Origin of the sequence: Streptomyces sp. AM 2-1-1 (assembly GCF_029167645.1) — a bacterium.
GTDB lineage: Bacteria > Actinomycetota > Actinomycetes > Streptomycetales > Streptomycetaceae > Streptomyces.
The window spans coordinates 1,780,405-1,798,297 of sequence record NZ_CP119147.1 but is presented as its reverse complement, the minus strand read 5'-3'; the positions used below and the strand labels follow the sequence as shown (position 1 = coordinate 1,798,297).

12 protein-coding genes are annotated in these 17,893 nt (G+C 72.5%); 7 read left to right on the top strand and 5 right to left on the bottom strand.

Annotation, left to right across the window (positions count from 1 at the left end):
• Positions 1 to 156: 156 nt before the first annotated feature.
• The 4 genes from PZB77_RS07490 to eccE all read right to left on the bottom strand — a co-directional run bounded on the left by PZB77_RS07490 (position 157) and on the right by eccE (position 5,875).
• Positions 157 to 3,192, bottom strand: a complete 3,036-nt coding sequence (locus tag PZB77_RS07490) for an SCO5717 family growth-regulating ATPase (protein ID WP_275491787.1) — start codon at positions 3,190 to 3,192, stop codon at positions 157 to 159.
• Between the two features lie 323 nt (positions 3,193 to 3,515).
• The gene (locus PZB77_RS07485) at positions 3,516 to 3,749 is read right to left on the bottom strand and encodes a DUF397 domain-containing protein (RefSeq protein ID WP_275491786.1); all 234 of its coding nucleotides are present in this window, start codon (positions 3,747 to 3,749) and stop codon (positions 3,516 to 3,518) included.
• A gap of 84 nt (positions 3,750 to 3,833) precedes the next feature.
• Entirely contained in the window at positions 3,834 to 4,529 is a 696-nt protein-coding gene (locus tag PZB77_RS07480; protein ID WP_275491785.1) for a hypothetical protein, read from the bottom strand.
• Between the two features lie 8 nt (positions 4,530 to 4,537).
• Positions 4,538 to 5,875 (bottom strand): type VII secretion protein EccE, encoded by a 1,338-nt coding sequence (eccE, locus tag PZB77_RS07475; RefSeq protein ID WP_275491784.1) that lies wholly within the window; start codon positions 5,873 to 5,875, stop codon positions 4,538 to 4,540.
• 182 nt (positions 5,876 to 6,057) lie between these two features.
• Between eccE and eccB the strand changes: the two genes are divergently transcribed.
• From eccB to PZB77_RS07440, 7 genes are all read left to right on the top strand, one after another.
• Entirely contained in the window at positions 6,058 to 7,587 is a 1,530-nt protein-coding gene (eccB, locus tag PZB77_RS07470) for a type VII secretion protein EccB (RefSeq protein ID WP_275491783.1), read from the top strand.
• A gap of 18 nt (positions 7,588 to 7,605) precedes the next feature.
• Positions 7,606 to 8,865, top strand: a complete 1,260-nt coding sequence (gene mycP / locus PZB77_RS07465; protein WP_275491782.1) for a type VII secretion-associated serine protease mycosin — start codon at positions 7,606 to 7,608, stop codon at positions 8,863 to 8,865.
• A gap of 226 nt (positions 8,866 to 9,091) precedes the next feature.
• Positions 9,092 to 9,538, top strand: coding sequence for a hypothetical protein (locus tag PZB77_RS07460; protein ID WP_275491781.1), 447 nt, complete (start codon positions 9,092 to 9,094; stop codon positions 9,536 to 9,538).
• Positions 9,535 to 11,220, top strand: a complete 1,686-nt coding sequence (locus PZB77_RS07455; protein ID WP_275491780.1) for a hypothetical protein — start codon at positions 9,535 to 9,537, stop codon at positions 11,218 to 11,220. Before PZB77_RS07460 ends, PZB77_RS07455 begins: the two co-directional genes overlap by 4 nt.
• Before the next feature lie 25 nt (positions 11,221 to 11,245).
• Positions 11,246 to 12,535 (top strand): S8 family serine peptidase, encoded by a 1,290-nt coding sequence (locus PZB77_RS07450; RefSeq protein ID WP_275491779.1) that lies wholly within the window; start codon positions 11,246 to 11,248, stop codon positions 12,533 to 12,535.
• Between the two features lie 105 nt (positions 12,536 to 12,640).
• Positions 12,641 to 12,991: a WXG100 family type VII secretion target gene (locus PZB77_RS07445; RefSeq protein WP_275491778.1), complete on the top strand. Its 351-nt coding sequence runs from the start codon at positions 12,641 to 12,643 to the stop codon at positions 12,989 to 12,991.
• Between the two features lie 62 nt (positions 12,992 to 13,053).
• Positions 13,054 to 13,353, top strand: a complete 300-nt coding sequence (locus PZB77_RS07440; RefSeq protein ID WP_275491777.1) for a WXG100 family type VII secretion target — start codon at positions 13,054 to 13,056, stop codon at positions 13,351 to 13,353.
• 293 nt (positions 13,354 to 13,646) lie between these two features.
• Here the strand turns inward: PZB77_RS07440 and eccCa are convergent, their stop codons facing one another.
• Positions 13,647 to 17,618: a type VII secretion protein EccCa gene (gene eccCa / locus PZB77_RS07435; protein ID WP_275491776.1), complete on the bottom strand. Its 3,972-nt coding sequence runs from the start codon at positions 17,616 to 17,618 to the stop codon at positions 13,647 to 13,649.
• Positions 17,619 to 17,893: the final 275 nt, after the last annotated feature.

Below are 17,893 nucleotides of genomic sequence, written 5' to 3'. Positions count from 1 at the left end.
GTTGAGCAGTGGTTCGCCAGCCGGTGAGGGAGAGGTCTATCAGCGGCGGCCAACTGGAGTCAACGGTCGGCGAAACGGCGTGTGGTCTGCGGGAATACGCAAAAGGCCCGCACCGTCACCACGGTGCGGGCCCTCATTGGTCTAGTCCTCTCGGCGCTACTGGTGGGGCGGCGCGGACGGCGGCTGCTGCCACCCCGGCGCGGGCCACGGGCCGTCCGGACCCGCCGGCCCGGGCTGTCCTGCCTGGCCAGCCTGCCCCTCCTGGGACGACTGTCCCCCGTACGGCTGTGCGGGCGGAGGCGGCGCCTGCTGCCAGCCGTTGTTCTGCTGCGGGGGGTAGGGCTGCGGCGGATACGGCTGCTGGGGCGGCTGCTGTCCCCCGTACGGCTGCGGGCCTCCGTACGGCTGCTGCGGTGGCTGCTGTCCCCCGTACGGCTGCTGCGGATACGGCTGTTGGGGGTGCGACTGCGGCGGGTACTGCTGGTGCCCCGGCATCGGCGGCGCGTACTGCGGCGGCGGGTTCTGGCCGTCCGAGGTCCACAGCCCCTGCTGCTGCTGGGCCCGCGCGAAGTCCTCCGCGACCAGCGCCGAGAGGTGGAAGTACGCCTCTCGGGTCTTCGGCCGCATCATGTCGAGATCGACCTCCGCGCCGGCGGCCAGGTGCTCGTCGAACGGGACGACCACGACGCCCCGGCAGCGCGTCTGGAAGTGCTGGACGATGTCGTCCACCTTGATCATCTTTCCGGTCTCGCGGACCCCGGAGATGACGGTGAGCGAGCGCTGCACCAGGTCCGCGTACCCGTGCGCGGAGAGCCAGTCCAGCGTCGTGGAGGCGCTGGAGGCACCGTCCACCGAGGGGGTCGAGATGATGATCAGCTGGTCGGCCAGGTCGAGCACGCCGCGCATCGCGCTGTAGAGCAGGCCGGTGCCCGAGTCGGTCAGGATGATCGGATACTGCTTGCCCAGCACCTCGATCGCCCGGCGGTAGTCCTCGTCGTTGAAGGTCGTGGAGACCGCCGGGTCCACGTCGTTGGCGATGATCTCCAGTCCGGAGGGCGCCTGCGAGGTGAAGCGGCGGATGTCCATGTACGAGTTGAGGTACGGGATGGCCTGGACCAGGTCGCGGATGGTCGCCCCGGTCTCCCGGCGCACCCTGCGGCCGAGCGTGCCGGCGTCCGGGTTGGCGTCGATGGCGAGGATCTTGTCCTGCCGCTCGGTGGCGAGCGTCGAGCCCAGCGCGGTGGTCGTCGTGGTCTTGCCGACGCCACCCTTGAGGCTGATCACGGCGATGCGGTAGCAGGAGAGCACCGGCGTCCGGATCAGTTCGAGCTTGCGCTGCCGGTCCGCCTCCTCCTTCTTGCCGCCCAGCTTGAAACGGGAGGCCGGGGAGGGGTTGCGGCTGCTCTTCGCCTTTTGCTTGCCCCGCACCAGCCGGTCCGAGGAGAGCTCGACGGCAGCGGTGTACCCGAGCGGCGCGCCCGGCACGGAGCGCTCGCGCTGGTCGTGGGTGACCGGGGTCGGCCACGCGAGACCGGTCCGGGGGTCAACGGGCTGCTGCGCGGGCCCCTGCTGAGCGGGCTCCTGCTGCGGGGAGGGCGTGGATGCCGGAGCCGCCTGGGCGGGGAACGGCACGTGCGCCCGCGGATCCTGCGGCGGCAGCCCCTGCTGCGGCACCTGGCCGTACGGCTGCGGGGGCCCTTGCGGGTAGCCGTACCCGGCCTGGGCGTCGGGCGCCTGCGGCGGGAGCGGAGCGGGCGGCCGCGGAGCCGGTGGCTGCGGGACCTGCGGCGGCTGGGGGAACCCGTAAGCGCCCTGCTGGGGTACCTGCGGCGGCAGCTGACCGCCCTGGTACGGCTGCTGACCCTGCGGGGAACCGTATCCGCCCGGCCCGTACGGCGAGGCCGGCTGCGGATGCTGGGGCTGCGGGACCTGCGGCGGCTGGGGGGCCGGCGGGAAGCCGTACGCCGCGCCGGAGCGGTCGGCGGAGGGCGGCCACTGGCTCGCCGGCTCCGGTGCGGTGGGCTGGGCCCCCGCCGGATGGAAGGCCGGGGGGAGCGGTGGCAGCGCCTGCGGGGACCGGGGCGCCTGAGCCGCGTGCGGTGCCGGGGGTGTCTGCGGGGCGAGGGGAACCGGTGCTGCCCGGGGCTCCGGGGCCTCCAGCGCCAGGGGTGCGGGAGGCCAGGGCGCCGGTGCGGCCTGGGCGGCGGTGTCCCACGGGGTCGCCGACGCGTCCGCCGAGGCGGTGGCGGAGGGAACCGCGGCCCCGTCCGGGGCGGGGGCGGCGACCTCGGAGGCGGGCGTCTCCGCCGGGGCGGCGTCCGGCTCGGCCGGGGCGGCTTCCGGGCGGGCCGCGTCGTCCGGGGCCGGCGCACCGTCCTCTGCGTGCTCCCGAGGGCCGTCGTCCGCGGTCCCGTCGGCCGCGGTCCCGTCGTCCGCGGGTCGGTCGGCCGGGGCTCCGGCGGCCGGGTCTCCGGCGGCTGCGGTTCCGTCGGCCGGGGTTCCGTCGGCCGGGGAGGCGGCGGACGCCTCGTCCGGCGCGGGGGAGGCGGGGAGCGCGAGCGCCGGCGAGGGCGCCCCGTCCGTAGCGCGCCCGGCTCCGTTGCCGCCGCCCGCGTCCCTACCGCTGGCGCCCACGTCCCCACTGCCGGCGGCTCCGGCACCGCCCGGGGCGGCGGCCTCGGCGTCGCGCGCGGCGATCTCCTGCTTCAGCGCCGCCGCCGAGAAGCGCATGGTGGCGCCGCTCTCCACATCGCCGTCCCCGAACGGCCCGGGGGCGACCGGAGCGGCGCTCGGCGCGGACGGCTCCCGCTCAGGGGCGTGCGGGGCCCGCGTCGCGGGTGCGAACGCCGGTGCGCCACCGCCCTGTTCGCCGGGGAGGGGCGTCCCGGGCTGCTGCGGCGTCCCGGGCTGCTGCGGCGCCGGCGGCACGGGCGCCCCGGCCGTCCACGCGCGCTCGTATCCGCCCTGGGAGGGCAACTCCGGTACGGAGAGCGGCGATCCGTGCGGGGGCGGCGGGGGCGCGAGAGGGGTGCCCGCCCCGCCCGACGAGTCACCCACGGTGTTCTGCGTGTACCAGGCCGGCGGGGTGTAGTCGATGGTGAACTCACCCGTCAGCTCGGCGGGATCCGCGTCGGACGACTCGTCGCCGGGCGTGTTCCATCCCTCGCGCATCTCGTCCCGATCGCTGTTCACTATGCCTCCTGGTGTGGTCGAGCACCCTTGTACCGCGGTGGGTGGGGGCGACGTCTCCCGTTGTCCGATCCGCCCGGCTCTCCCCCCGGGGCGCGTACCGCGGCCCCACGGGTTCTGCGACACGCCCACGGGTCCCACGACACGCCCACACCCCACCCTAATCGCCCTCGGGCCCCCTCCGTCAGGCCGTACCCGGGGCGGGGGCGGTCCGGTCCGTCACATGTGCCCGCGCCCGCGCGACGACGGCCGGCCCGGCGCTCCTCCCACCTGTGGATACGCGAAAAGGGCGGCGGCCCGTCCGGCCACCGCCCTCACCACGGCCGCTACGTGAGGTCGAACTCGCCGTCGCGGGCGCCGAGTACGAAGGCCCGCCACTCCGCCTCGGTGTAGCGCAGCACCGTCTCCGGGTCCAGCGAGGAACGCATGGCGACCGCGCCCTGCGGCAGGTGCGCGATCTCGACCCGCTCCTCCTCGTTCTCGGTCCCGGGCGCGCTCAGCCACACGGCATCCGTGATGTCGAGCGCGTAGAGCTCGTCCTTCTCCTGCTGGGTGCCCATCGCGGCGCCCCTTTCGATCGCATGGTGACCTTGCGGGTCCATCGTCCACGGTCCGGACCCGCCCCGGGCCGGAACCGGTCGGATTCAGTCCATCCTGCGGGCCGTGCCCAGCAGTCCGGTCTCCGCGTCCGTCGCGGTCGTCATGACCCAGTGGTGTTCACGGCCCGAGACCCAGAGAGTGACGCCGTCCGCCAGCGTGGGCAGCGCCTCGCTCTCGATCCGCGAGAGCCCCAGGATGCGGCCGATCTGCTCCGCCTCGGCGGGGGAGACCCGCTGGACGCCCACCAGCGCCGAGGAGCGCATCAACCGCGGGGCCACCGGGCTCAGATAGGGGAGCAGCGTCAGCACGGACTGCCAGGGGGAGGAGACCACCCGGCCGCGGGGCGGCCGCATACCGCAGTCCCGTACGACGACCACCGGACTGCCCACCGTCGCACCCGTGGGCGGTACCCGGCCCACGTCGTGCAGGGAGACGCACTCGAGTCCGGCGCCCGCCGCCTGCGCCAGCGTGGTCCACGCCTGCGTGCGGCCCGTCTCCACCGCGACCCGCGCACCCGTGCCCGCCGCCCGCAGCGCCAGCACCTGAGCGGTCCACAGACCGCCGATGAGCAGCACGTCGTAGGGGGCCGGACGGTGGAAACCGATGATCTGCGGGCGGTTCTCCGCATCGTTGCCGATCACCACACCGTCGTCGCCGACCGGCAGCGACAGGGCGCCCAGGTGGTCCGCCGCGATGGTGTGGCCCGCATGGCGGGGACCCCGCAGTCCGTGTCGGGACATGATCCGGCTCACTGCGCGCCTCCCAGCGGAAGAGTGGCGAGGACACCGGGCAGCTGCTCACGGTCGAGCCGGACCAGGCCGACCTTCGCGACCCGGGCCGCCTGTACCAAGGTCCTGCGCACGCTCACCAGTTCCGTGTCCGAGCCGCCGGTGATCCGGACGTGACCGGCCACCGAGACCGCGCCCCGGTGCGCGCCGCGCCGCACGGTGAGGCTGAACGTCGTGGCGTACGCCGGTACCGAGGTCAGCAGCGCCACCAGCTTCGGCAGCGGTGTCGCGCCCCGGCCGAGTTCGGGCCAGCGGTCGACCGCGTAGGTCGTGTGCCACCGGTCGTCGCACCGCCACACCCGGGAGGTCTCCTTGGTCCTGCGCTGCGTCTCCGCCTCCTGGCGCACCGCCCGGGCCGCCTGGATCGGGTTCGCGCAGGCTGAGGTCGCCACGGCCGAGTTCAGCTCCTCCTGGTCGAGCACGGTCGCCCGGAAGCCGGCTCCGGTGATCCGGCTCGCGACGTGGTCCGCCATCCGCACCAGACAGCGCTGGGCGCCGACGATCCCGCCGCCGCGGGCCTCCACGGCCTCGCGGCAGAGCTCCGGGTCGAGCTTCACCGCCACCCACGTCATCCGCAGCGCCGGAGCGCCGGTCTGCTCCTGGAGCGGGGCGTACGAGAGCCGGGCCACCGACCGCGCGGGAAGGTGCGGCGCCGGGGCGCAGCGGACCTGCTGCACCAACTGCGCGGACTCCAGCACGATGTCGTCCACCTCCAGGGCCCCGCCGAGCAGCGTCAGCGGAAGTGCCCGGGCACCGAACGCGGGGCGGAGCGCCTCACCACTCGCCTCGACCCGCACCACGGCGGTGAGGAAGGTGCCGTCACCGAGCATCCCGACCGTACGGCGCTCCCGGTCGATGTAGACGAAGGGGGCGAAGCCGGGCACGCTCTCCGCGATCGGCGCCAACGACGCCTCCGCGTCCGGCGCGTGGCGCACGGGCAGCCGCTGCCGGGCGCGCAGGGCGAGCGCCGTGGACATCCAGTCCTGCAGCGCGGTGCCGCGCCGCCGGATCACCGCGACCACGACCAGGACACCGGCGACCACCAGGCCGGGCACCAGCCACGTCCCGCCGAGCGCGGCGCCCACCGCAGCGGCCGCCAACGCCACCTCGACCAGCACCAGCTGGCGGAGCAGGGGGCTGACCCGGCCGGTCCGCGGGGCGGACCTCAGGACGGTGGCGGCGGGCGCGGCCGAGCCGGCGGGCGCGTTCCCGGACCGCCGGTCGCGGCGTTGCCGTCGGGAAGTGCCGGACGCACTCGCGGAACCCCGACCCGTACGCTCGCGCGTCGCAGTGCCCATCGGCGTGATGCCCCCTCGTGTCCCTATTCAGCTTTTTCCCGCGGGTGTTGACGGGGCGATCACCCTACCTGAGGGGTGTCCGCGAACCGTCAACAGGCATAGTAGGGGCGCCGGTGCGACAACTGAATCCGCCAACGGATGTGGTTATCTGGTCGCCCGTCGGGGAGAAGGGGCAGCGGACCATGGCATCAAGGCGGGACGAACTCAACGCCTACACCTTCGCGAAGCGGAGGCTGATCGCGCAGTTCGTACAACCGCACCCGAGCGGCTCCGAGGAAGGCGCTCCGCGCCCCCTGCGCGCAGTGGTCCCGGGGACCGTCGCCGGTGTCGTGATCCTCGCGGTCTTCGGTGCCTGGGGCATGTTCAAGCCGGTGGCACCCACCGGCTGGGACACCCCCAACGAGAACGTCATCATCGCCAGCAAGTCGACGACCCGCTACGTCGTGCTGAAGACCGACGGCAAGAGCCAGCTCCACCCGGTCCTCAACATGTCCTCGGCGAAGCTGCTGCTCGACCCGGACAAGGGCAAGGTCGTCAACGTCGCCGAGTCCGAACTCGACAGCGGCCGGATCCCGCACGGAGCGACCCTCGGCATCCCGTACGCCCCCGACCGTCTGCCCGACAGCGGCGACGCCGGCGCCGCCAAGCGCTGGGCGGTCTGCGAGCGCCCCGGCGAGGGCGGCCGGGCGATCCAGAAGGCCGCCTTCGTCTTCGCCGAGCGCGAGAAGAAGAAGACCGAGGGAACCCAGCGTCTCACCGCCGGTGAACTGATGTACGTCGAGGGCCCGGACGGCGTCCGCCACGTCGTGGACGCCCAGGGACGCGCCTACACCGTCGACAAGGAGAACGAACTGCTGCTGCGGACTCTCGTCGGCCTGCGCCGCGCCCCGCAACGGGTCTCCGCGGCCTGGCTGGCCACCCTGCACACCGGCGACCCCGTCACCTTCCCCACCGTCCCCGGCACTCCCGGCGCGGACGCCGGGGTGGGCGGCGATCTCGACCCGGCACTCGACAAGGTCGGCATGGTCCTCGAAGCGACCTCGGGCACCACGACCCAGAAGTACGTGGTGCTCCGGGGACGGGTGGCGCCCGTCTCCGACTTCACCGCCAAACTGCTCCTCAGCAGCCGCGACCTGATCGGCCTCGACCAGGCGGGCACCGCGAAGGCGGTCAGCGCCGCCGCCATCGCGCCGGGCCGGGCGTTCGGCGACGAGAAGAAGTGGCCGAAGGACGCCCCCAGCGCCGTCAACTCCGCCGGCACCGCTCGCGGCAGCCGCAACACCGTGTGCTCCGTGCTGCGCGAGGTGGACGCCGACACCGGTGCCACCACCCTCTCCACCTGGGCGGGCACCGGCTTCCCTGCCATCCTGCCCACCGGCTCCAGCAGCGCCTACGTCACCCCCGGATCGGGCCAGCTCTTCCGCCAGTTCATCGGATCGGACACCCACACCGGCTTCCTGTTCCTGGTCACCGACACCGGGCTGCGGTACGCGATGCAGTCCAACGGCGACAGCGCGCAGGGCGACTCGGGCATCGGTGAGTCCGGTACGGCCAAGGAGAAGGCGGAGCGGCTGGCCGAGGCCCAGCAGGCCCAGAACCGGCTCGGGTACGAGAAGGTCACGCCGGCGCCCGTCCCGGCGGCCTGGTCCGAGTTCCTGCCGACCGGCCCCCGACTGTCGACCGCGGCCGCACGCCAGCCGCAGGGCTCCTGAGAAGGACGGCGGACACCCGTGAACCCGTACCGCTCCCTCACCCCCGCCGGCCGCCGCCTGCTGACGGCCACCGCGGCGACGGCGGTCGCCCTGGTCTCCGTGCCGGCCGTCCCCGCCGTCGCGGACGACATGACCCCGTGCACCTTCCCCTCCCCGTCGTACGCCGGGCGCCCCTGGTCGCTCCAGCGCGTGCTGCTCGACGAACTCTGGACCCGCTCCACCGGGAAGAACGTCCGGGTCGCGGTGATCGACACCGGAGTCGACGTCAGGAACCCCCAGCTGAGGGCGGCCGTCGACACCTCGGCGGGCATCAATCTGATGGACAGGGGCATCAAGGACGAGAACGGCCAGCCCCTCCCGCGCGGCAAGGAGAACGGCACGACGGACACCGTCGGCCACGGCACGAAGGTGGCCGGCATCATCGCCGCGCGCGAAGCGAAGGGCACCGGTTTCGTGGGCCTCGCCCCCGAGGCCACGATCATCCCCATCCAGCAGAACGACGCCGAGGGCCACGGCACCGCCAAGACCCTGGCCGCCGCCATCCGCTACGCCGTCGACACCGCCCACGCCGACGTCATCAACATCTCGCAGGACACCGCCAACGCCGTGGAGCCCGCCGCCTCGCTGCGGGAGGCCGTCGACCACGCACTCGCCGCAGAGGTCGTCGTGGTCGCCTCGGCGGGCAACGACGGCATCATGGCCACCGACAAGAGGACCTACCCCGCCTCGTACCCCGGCGTGCTGGCGGTGGCCTCCTCGGACCGCAACAACGAACGCGCCGCCTTCTCCCAGACCGGTTCCTGGGTGAGCGTCGCCGCTCCCGGCGTGGACATGGTCTCCACCGTGCCGGGCGGCGGCCACTGCGCCGACAACGGCACGAGTTTCAGCGCCCCTTACGTGGCCGGAGTGGCCGCCCTGATCAAGTCCCGGCACCCGAAGTGGGAGCAGGAGGAGATCGTCGCCCAGATCGAGCAGACCGCCGAGCGGTCCGTCGCGGGCCACGACCGACTCGTCGGCTGGGGGGTCGTGGACCCGGTACGCGCCCTCACCGAGGACGACAAGCCCGTCAGGGAGCCGACCGCGCGCGAAGGAGTGAGCAACGCCGAGGCTCCGACCCCGGCCGAACTCACCCTGGGAGAAACGGCGGAGGAACGCGATGCCCGTCTCGCCACGTACGTCGTGGTGGGCGCTCTCGTCCTGGTGGCGGCGATAGCGGGAGTCGCCGTGGCGTCGCGCGACGCGCGCAGGCGCCGGGGCTCGGCGGTGCGGGGCGGATGAGCGCGCTCCTCCGCGGTGTTCGCACGAGGATCCCTGGGGAAGAAGATGCCGGTGCGTGCTGTTTGTGTGACGAGTTCACCGGTAAGTCACATGGCTGACAACACAGTTGGATGCCTCAGGGGCTGTGGATAGAGTATGGGGTGCGCGATCCCTGTGGCCCGGCCCGGTGCGATCGCAACGCAAGACGGTTTGTGCAAACGAGAACAACGGGGGAAAGGCAGTCACCGTGCTCGCAGATGACGGAGGAAGCTCGACCGGCGGGAAAGCCGACCTGGAGCATGGCGTCGGCGCGCTGGAGCGGTTCAAGTCGCGGGTGGACGTACTCCTCGGCGACCTGGAGAGCTCGGCGGCGGGCCGGACCAGGATGGGCGGCCAGGAGGTGTCCCGTACCTCGTTCAGTGGCCAGAACGCCGGCTTCGCCGAGGCGGACGCCCTCTACTCGCAGTACAACCGCGTCCACCAGTCGCTCACTTCGCTCTCCAAGACGCTCAGCGACCAGATCGAATACCTCAGCCTCGGCGTGCACGCCGCCGCCGTCGGCATGGACAACACCGAGGACGAGGTGCGGCGCCGGTTCCTCGTGATCAAGGGACGTCTGGACCGCGAACAGGAGCGGACCAGGTACGAAGGCCAGCACGACAAGAAGTCCGACGCCGGGTGGGCAGCCGAATGACCGAAGAGAACCAGCCGGAGCTGACCCCGGCCGAGCAACAGCAGTACGACCAGGGCCGCGTCACCGCCCAGATCTTCGGTACGGACGTCACCGAGCGGGTCCGCGAGGTGGCAGGTTCGTTCTTCGGCGGCAGCGGCCGGCCGGCGGGCCGGACCTCCTTCGAGGGCCACGACCTCAACGCGATGATCGACCTGGTCGAGCAGTCCAACCCGGCGGACCTGGAGAGCGCCGGGCAGGCGCTCTACAAGGCCCGGGACGCGATCAGGGAAGCGGCGAAGGAACTCGGCGACCACATCGCCGCCGTGGAGTGGACCGGTGAGGCGAACATCGCCTTCCGCGACTGGGGAGGCGGCCTGGTGGCCCACGCCACCCGGCTGGGCGACTTCGCGGACGCGGCAGCCACCCAGATCACCGTCGCCGGGACCGGACTCGCCTCGGTCAAGAGCTCCCTCCCGCCGCGCGACAGCCGGACGGTCCGCAAGGACGTCAAGGACATCCCGGCCCTGGAGCGCACCGACAGCAACCCGGAGTACACGGCGGCCGTCCGGGTCGAGGAGCACCGGCAGGAGGCCATCAACCAGGTGAACCGGCTGGCCTCGTACTACTCCGTCACCTCGGAGGTGCTCGCCGCGCAGGAGCCGCCCCGGTTCGACATGCAGCTGGACGTGCAGATGCCGCGTCCGCAGGGGGAGTTCACCCCGGGAGGTTCGACCGGGGGCTCCGGGTCCGCGGGCGACAGGCTTCCCGGGCACACCGACGGCACCGGAGCGGTCAAGCGGGTGTCGACCGGCGAGGTGAGCAGCGGCTCGCCGGACCATCCGGTCACGGGCGCCGCGGAGATCATCACCGGAACCACGATCGACGGCGGGACCCGGACCGAGATCGACAGTGTCGCCGCGCCGCCCGCGCCGCCCACCGTCACGGGTCCCCCGACCGTCCCCGCCGCCACGGGCGGGACCCCGGGCCCCAGCGGCACGCCGTTCCCGCCGACCGGGCCGATCGGCCCCGGGGTCCGGGGCGGCACCGTGAAGCCGGCCGGCGGTACCGCCGGTACCCCGAAGGGATCGGTGCGCAGCGGACTTCCGGGCGGGGCAGCCTCGTCGACCAGCCGTACGGCCGGCGGAACCCCGGGACGGGCCGGGGGCTCCCAGGCCCTCGGGCGCTCGGCCGGCACCGGGAGCACGGCCTCGGCGACGGGACGGTCCGGCGTGAGCGGGGGCCGTCCGGTCACGGGGCAGAGCGGCTCCGGCACGGGCTCCGCTCCCCGGGCGGGTCGCGGCGGCATCACCGGCGGGACCCCGCAGCAGAAGGCGTCCGCCCCCGGTACCTCGGGCACTCGGGCGGGTGGACGCGGCACGGTGATCGGCGGTCAGAACACGGGCCAGGGCGGTGCGGCCGCGCGGAGCACCGGACAGCGCGGAGTCATCGGCAACGGCGCGGCGGCGAACCGCCCGGCCGGCCGGGGGACTCCGGGTTCGAACGGCGTCGTCGGCACGCCCCGCGGCCGTTCGGGCGGCAAGGGCTTCACCTCCGGAGGGGCCGGCCTGGTGCGCCCCGGAGGGCGACAGGAGCGCGAGGACGAGGAAGAGAACAACGCCTCGGCGCGGCCCGACTACCTGACGGAAGACGAAGAGACCTGGACGGCCGGACGGCCCGAGGCCGCACCACCGGTGATCGAGTAGGCACGTGGAAGGTTCGGAAGTCAGGATGACCGCAGAAGTGAGCCATGCCCGGACGCCCCGCGGATCCCGCGGCACGCGGCGGCGACTGATCGGCGCGCTGGCCGCGACCGCCGCGTGGAGCGTCTGTCTCGCCGGGCCGGCTCCGTCCGCCGTGGCCGAGGACGTACAGGCGAAGCAGTGGTACCTCGACGCCATGCAGGCCGAGGAGATGTGGAAGGTCTCCACCGGCAAGGGCATCACGGTCGCGGTCATCGACACCGGCGTGAATCCGGATACCTCGTCCCTGCGGGGCCGGGTACTCAAGGGCTGGGACGCAACGGAAGCCGAGGGCGACGAGACCGACGACTACGACGGTCACGGCACCTCCATGGCCGAACTCATCGCGGGAACGGGGAGCGGAGGCGGTCTCCAGGGGCTCGCCCCGGACGCGAAGATCATTCCGTACCGCATCGCCAACACGGAGTTCCAGCACAGCAACAAGCACGTCAACGCGACGGACAGCGCGGACGCCATCCGCGCGGCTGCCGACAGTGACGCGCGGATCATCAGCATGTCGTTCGGCAGCGAGTTCGCGATGGACGAGGAACGTGAGGCTGCGGCGTACGCCTTGTCCAAGGGAAAATTGTTCTTCGCCGCCGTGGGGAACGACGGTGCGGCGGCCAACAAGGTGCAGTATCCGGCTGCCTACCTGGAGGTCATCGGGGTCTCCTCGGCGGACCCGAGCGGCGAGGTGGCCAAGACCTCCCAGAACGGTGACTACGTGGATCTCGCCTCGCCGGGAACCAACGTCCCCACCTGGTGCGACAGCACCTTCCAGTCGTACTGCGGCAGCACCGGAACCAGCCAGGCCACGGCCATCGCCTCCGCCTCCGCAGCCCTCGTCTGGTCCCTGCACCCCGAGTGGACCGCGAACCAGGTCCTCCGTGTGCTCTTCGACACGGCGGGCAGGGACTGGCCCGACGACCAGATCAGCACCTACCTCGGCCACGGCCTGATCCGGCCGTCGATGAACCTGCTCAAGAAGAAGGGCGCACCCGGCGACCCGGACGTCAGCCCGCTCACCAAGGAGAGGACCACCGCAGCGGGCTCCACCGCGTCGGCGGCTCCCTCCGGCTCCGCCTCCCCCGACGCGTCTGCTGCAGCTTCGTCACAGCCTCCGCAGGACAAAACCGGGGACGACCCCGTTGTGGCAGGCTCCAGCGAGCCGGACGACGGCGGCAACGGTCTCGGCCTGATCGCCTGCGGCGTCGTGGCCGTGGTCGTTCTCGGCGGCGCCACCCTCTACTTCCAGCGCAGGCGCCGCAGCGCCCTCTGACCGCGTGACCGGCCGGAGCGACGGCCGCCCGGGCGGCCGGGCCACCCATGAACTTCCGGCGGCAACCGCCGGTCCGTAGCGAGAACCCGAAAGGAAGCCAGGTCCATGGCAGATCAGAAGGTCACAGAACACAGTCTCGTCCAGCTGGAGAACGAACTCTCCACGCGGTTCGACTCCGTCCGGGGACAGGTCAAGGCCCTGCAGGCGACGATCGACGGCGTGGAAGGCGCCTGGAAGGGTGTCGGTGCCAACGCCTTCAACCAGAAGCAGCGTGAGATCAACGACCACATGGCGTCGATCGGCATCCGGCTGCAGAACTTCCAGGAGGCCATCAAGGCCGCCCGCACCATCTCCGGCAACACCGAGGACGAGGTCAAGGCCGCACTCCAGGGCGTCAACGTGGTGTCGGGCTACACGGGTGGCGACACGCCGCCCTCCAGCCTCAACAGCTTCTGACCCCGCGCGACCGGCCGCACCGAGCGGCGGTCGCCCGTACGCACCCCGAATCGGAGGACCACATGTCGAACAACGACGGTACGACCGTTGTCACCTATTCCAGCCTGGAGGCCGCCGCGGCTTCCATCGAGCGGCAGGGCAAGCAGCTCGACGAGGATCTCGCCGCCATCAAGCGCCGGGTCGCCTCCGTCTCCGAGCTCTGGCAGGGCGAGGCCAAGGGCGCGTACGACACCGCCCAGGCGGGCTGGGACAAGGACGCCCGGGCGATCCACGAGTCCCTGCTGGCCATCTCCCGCGCCGTGCGCGAGGCCGCACCGGCGTACCAGGGTGGCGACAAGAAGGCCGCACAGAACTTCATGTAGCGGCCGCTGACGCCTCCGGGCGCGGTACGCGGTGGCGGCCGTGGGCATGCGCGGGAGGTGCCCACCCCGTTCCGCACACGCACGCGGGCACGGCAGCGAACGAGCGACGGCGCCCCTTCCTGGACGGGAGGGGCGCCGTCGCCGTTGCCGTGACCGTCACGAAAGGCTGCCGTTCCCCGGCAGCGCCCGGCAGCCGGGGTCCCGCACACGGCCGGGCCGGGCTCCCCGGAGGGCGGACCCGGCCCGGCAGCGAACCGTGCGGCCCGGGGACGTGCCCAGGTGCGGGGGAGTGTCTACCCTTCCCCGCCCACCAGTCCGGTCTGCACCAGCGGGTTGCCCCGGCGCCGGGAGACGAACACGCCCCGGCCGGCGGGCATCGGACGCGGGCGGACGCTGCCCATGATGTCGCCCTCGTTCGGGTCGCCGGAGAGCAGCAGCCCCTGGGCGCCCAGTTCCGTCATCCGCTGGATGAACGGCTCGTACGCCGCCCGCCCCGCGCCCGCCGAGTTGCGGGCGATGACGAAGCGCACGCCCACGTCCCGTGCGAACGGGAGCAGTTCGGTGAGGCGGGCCAGCGGGTTGCCGCTCGACGTGGAGACCAGGTCGTAGTCGTCGACGACCACGTAGACCGTCGGCCCCCGCCACCAGCTGCGGTCCCGCAGCTCCTGCGCCGTGACCGTCGCCGATGGGGTGCGCCGCTGCATGAGGTCGTAGAGCGCCTCCATGTGGTGCTCCATGTTGTTGGACATGGGCACGTACTCCGCCAGGTGCGACGGCGGCGTGACGTCCAGCAGGGAGCGCCGGTTGTCGATCACGAAGAGCTTGCAGCTGTCGCCGTCGTAACGCTCCGACAGCTGCTTGATGATCAGGCGCAGCAGGTTGGACTTGCCCGACTCGCTCTCGCCGAACACCATGAGGAACGGGTCGTGCTCGAAGTCGAGGAAGACCGGCTCCAGGTTGTTCTCGTCGATCCCGAACGCGATACCCCGGTCCGGGTGCGCGTGGCCCGGCGGCAGCGCCGATACGGGCAGTTCGCGCGGGAGCAGGCGTACTGCCGGCGCGGGGGAGGCCGTCCAGTGGCGGGCGACCTCCTGGTTCATCGCGGCGGTCGCCTCGGAGAGGTCGCTGTCGGAGTTGATGCTGTCGATCCGCGGCACCGCCGCCATGAAGTGCAGCTTCTCGGGCGTCAGACCCCGGCCCGGCACACCGGCCGGCACATTGACGGCCGACTTGCGGTCCAGCTCGGAGTCCATGACGTCACCGAGCCGCAGCTCCAGCCGGTTCATCAGGTGGTCCTTGAGGTTGGCCCGCACCTCCATGGACCGCGAGGCGGTGACGACCAGGTGGATGCCGTACCCGAGACCGCGCCCCGCGATGTCCAGGACGGCCGGTTCCAGACCCTCGTACTCGGTACGGAAGTTGCCCCAGCCGTCGATGATCAGGAAGACGTCGCCCCACGGCTGGTCCTCCACCGACACCTGGCCGCGCTCGCGCATCCGGCGGAAGGTGGCGATCGAGTCGATCCCCGAGCTGCGGAAGTACTCCTCGCGCCGGGTCAGGATGCCGTACACCTCGGCGACCGTGCGGCGCACCCGCTCGGGGTCCAGACGGGAGGCGACCCCGCCGACGTGCGGGAGACCGCTGACCGAGGCCATGCCGCCACCGCCGAAGTCCAGTCCGTAGATCTGCACCTCGTGCGGGGTGTGGGTGAGGGCGAACCCCGCGATGAGCGTCCGCAGCAGTGTCGACTTCCCCGACTGCGGCCCGCCGGTGATCTGCATGTGACCGGCGGCACCGGAGAAGTCCCGGTACAGCGTGTCGCGCCGCTGCTCGAACGGCTTGTCCACCACACCGAGTGGGACGACCAGGCGCCCCGCGCCCTCGAACCCCGGCTGGGTCAGCCCCCGGCCCTGGACCGGCGCCAGGCCGGGCAGCAGCTCGTCCAGCGACGGCGGGTTGTCCAGCGGCGGCAGCCACACCTGGTGCGCCGAGGCTCCGCGCCCCTCCAGCCGGCGCACGATCACGTCCAGCACGGTGTCCGCGAGCGCGTCGTCCTCGGGCTTGCGGGCCTCCGGCACCTCCGGCTGCGGCTCCCGCTCGACGTACCGCACCGGCACCGGCGCCGCCGTGAACACGACCGGCCTGCGGTCCACCGGCAGCGGCCCGCCGGGCAGTGACGCCCGCTCCGCGCCCGTGCGGTAGACCCCGGAGACGTACGCCGCCTTGAAGCGGACCATCTCGTCGGTGCCGTACTTCAGATAGCCGGAACCCGGCACGTTCGGCAGGTGGTAGGCGTCCGGCACCCCGAGCGCCGCACGGGACTCGCCCGCCGAGAAGGTCCGCAGACCGATCCGGTACGACAGGTACGTCTCCAGCCCGCGCAGCCGGCCCTCCTCCAGGCGCTGCGAGGCGAGCAGCAGGTGCACCCCGAGGGAACGCCCGATACGGCCGATCTGCACGAACATCTCGATGAAGTCCGGCTTGGCGGTCAGCAACTCGCTGAACTCGTCGATCACCAGCACCAGCGAGGGGATCGGCCGCAGCGGGGCACCCGCCGCGCGCGCCTTCTCGTAGTCGTGGATGTTGGCGTAGTTGCCGGCGTCGCGGAGCATCTCCTGCCGGCGGTTCAGCTCACCGCGGATGGAGTCGCCCATGCGGTCGACCAGCGTCAGGTCGTCCGCGAGGTTGGTGATCACCGCGGCGACGTGCGGCATCTGCGCCATCCCGGCGAAGGTGGCACCGCCCTTGAAGTCGGCGAGGACGAAGTTGAGCGTCTCCGAGGAGTGCGTGACGGCGAGCCCCAGCACCAGGGTGCGCAGCAGCTCCGACTTGCCGGAACCCGTCGCGCCCACGCACAGCCCGTGCGGGCCCATGCCCTCCTGCGCGGCCTCCTTGAGGTCGAGCATGACGGGGGTGCCGTCCTCGCCGACGCCGATCGGGACGCGCAGCCGTTCCGCCTGCGAGCGGGGACGCCAGGTCCGCGAGACGTCCACCGAGGAGGCGTCCCCCAGGTTGAGCAGGTCGGTGAACTCCAGGTTGGCCAGCAGTGGTTCGTCGTCGTCGCCGCCCGCCGCCACGTTCAGCGGGGCGAGCTGGCGGGCCAGCGCCTCCGCGGTCTCGTAACTCAGCAGGTCGGGCACGCCCTCGTAGACCAGCCCGTGGCCCGACTCCAGCTGGAGCGAGTGCGGGTGGACCACCACGGAGAGCCCGCCGCGCGCGCCGGTCACCTCACCCGGGACGACCTCGACGACCGTGACGCCCTGCACACCCTCGGGGGAGGCCAGCACCGACATCGGCGGCACGGACTCCCCGTCGAGCACCACCACCACGTGCGGCTGGTCCATCAGCGGCTGCCCGCCGGACTGGAACCGCGGCCGCCCTTCGAGGCGGCTGCCGAGCAGCTCCTCCAGTTCGGAGGAGCTCGTCGAGATGAGCCGCCTGCTGCCCGCCCCGTCCGTGGAGTCCGGGAGCTGGACGTGCGGGAGCCACTTCGCCCACTCCCAGTGCGCGGACGACTGCCGGCCGGCCGCGATCGCGACGACCAGGTCCTCGGGGGAGTGCAGCGAGGCGAGCGAGCCGATCATCGCCCGGGCCGCCGCGCGCACGGACTCCGGATCACCGCTGACCGTCACGTGGTAGAAGGCGCGCAGCGAGACGGCCATCGGCAGCCCGTCGAGCGTCGAATGGGTCGTCAGGAACTGCTGCATCGCCCCGGCGGTCAGCGGCTCCAGTTCGTCCACCGGCGCCGTCTGCGGCGGGACCAGTGGAGTGGACAGCTCCTGGACACCCAGACCGATGCGGACCTGCCCGAAGTCACCGTCGCCCACCCGCCGCTCCCAGACCCGGCTGCCCTCGGCGACCAGCGCCCACAACTGCTCGGGGGAGGGGTGCAGGTAGAACTGCGCGTCGCGCTGGAGGCGTGCCGTCCGCAACACCTCGCGGCGGGTCTGGGTGAGGTACTTCAGGTAGTCGCGCCGCATGTCGGCGAGTTGTCCCTGCGTCCCCCGCCGGTGACGGACCAGCATCGAGATGGCCATGGCGATCGTCGACGCGATCATCACCATCCCCATGATCCGCATGATCGGGTTCGGCGTCATGAAGAAGAAGACCACCGAGCCACCCATGCCGAGCATCGGCAGCAGCTGCATCATCGCGCCCTCCTGCTGCCCGCGCGGCAGTTCCGGAGGAGGTTGCAACTGCACCTCCACGTCCGGCACTTCGGAGGGCAGTGCGCGCGGAGGGCGCTTGACGACGATGTGGCTCACAGCTCACCAATTCCCTTGCCGGACAGAACTGTTCCTCTCGACGCCCCCGTGGCGACGGGCCCCGCCCGGGCAAAGATCCTACTGAGGGAGCGGCCCGACGGAGAGCGGTAGGGTAGCGCGACGCGTGTACGCACCCGCGAACTACCGCCAAAAAACCGGTCATTCGGGACGGGCGGCGACCACGCGCACATCAGCGGAGAGACAGCGGCACGTTTCGGCGGAGAGACGGTGACACGTCTCGGCGGAAAGGCACCGGCACGTCTCGGCCCGGAGAC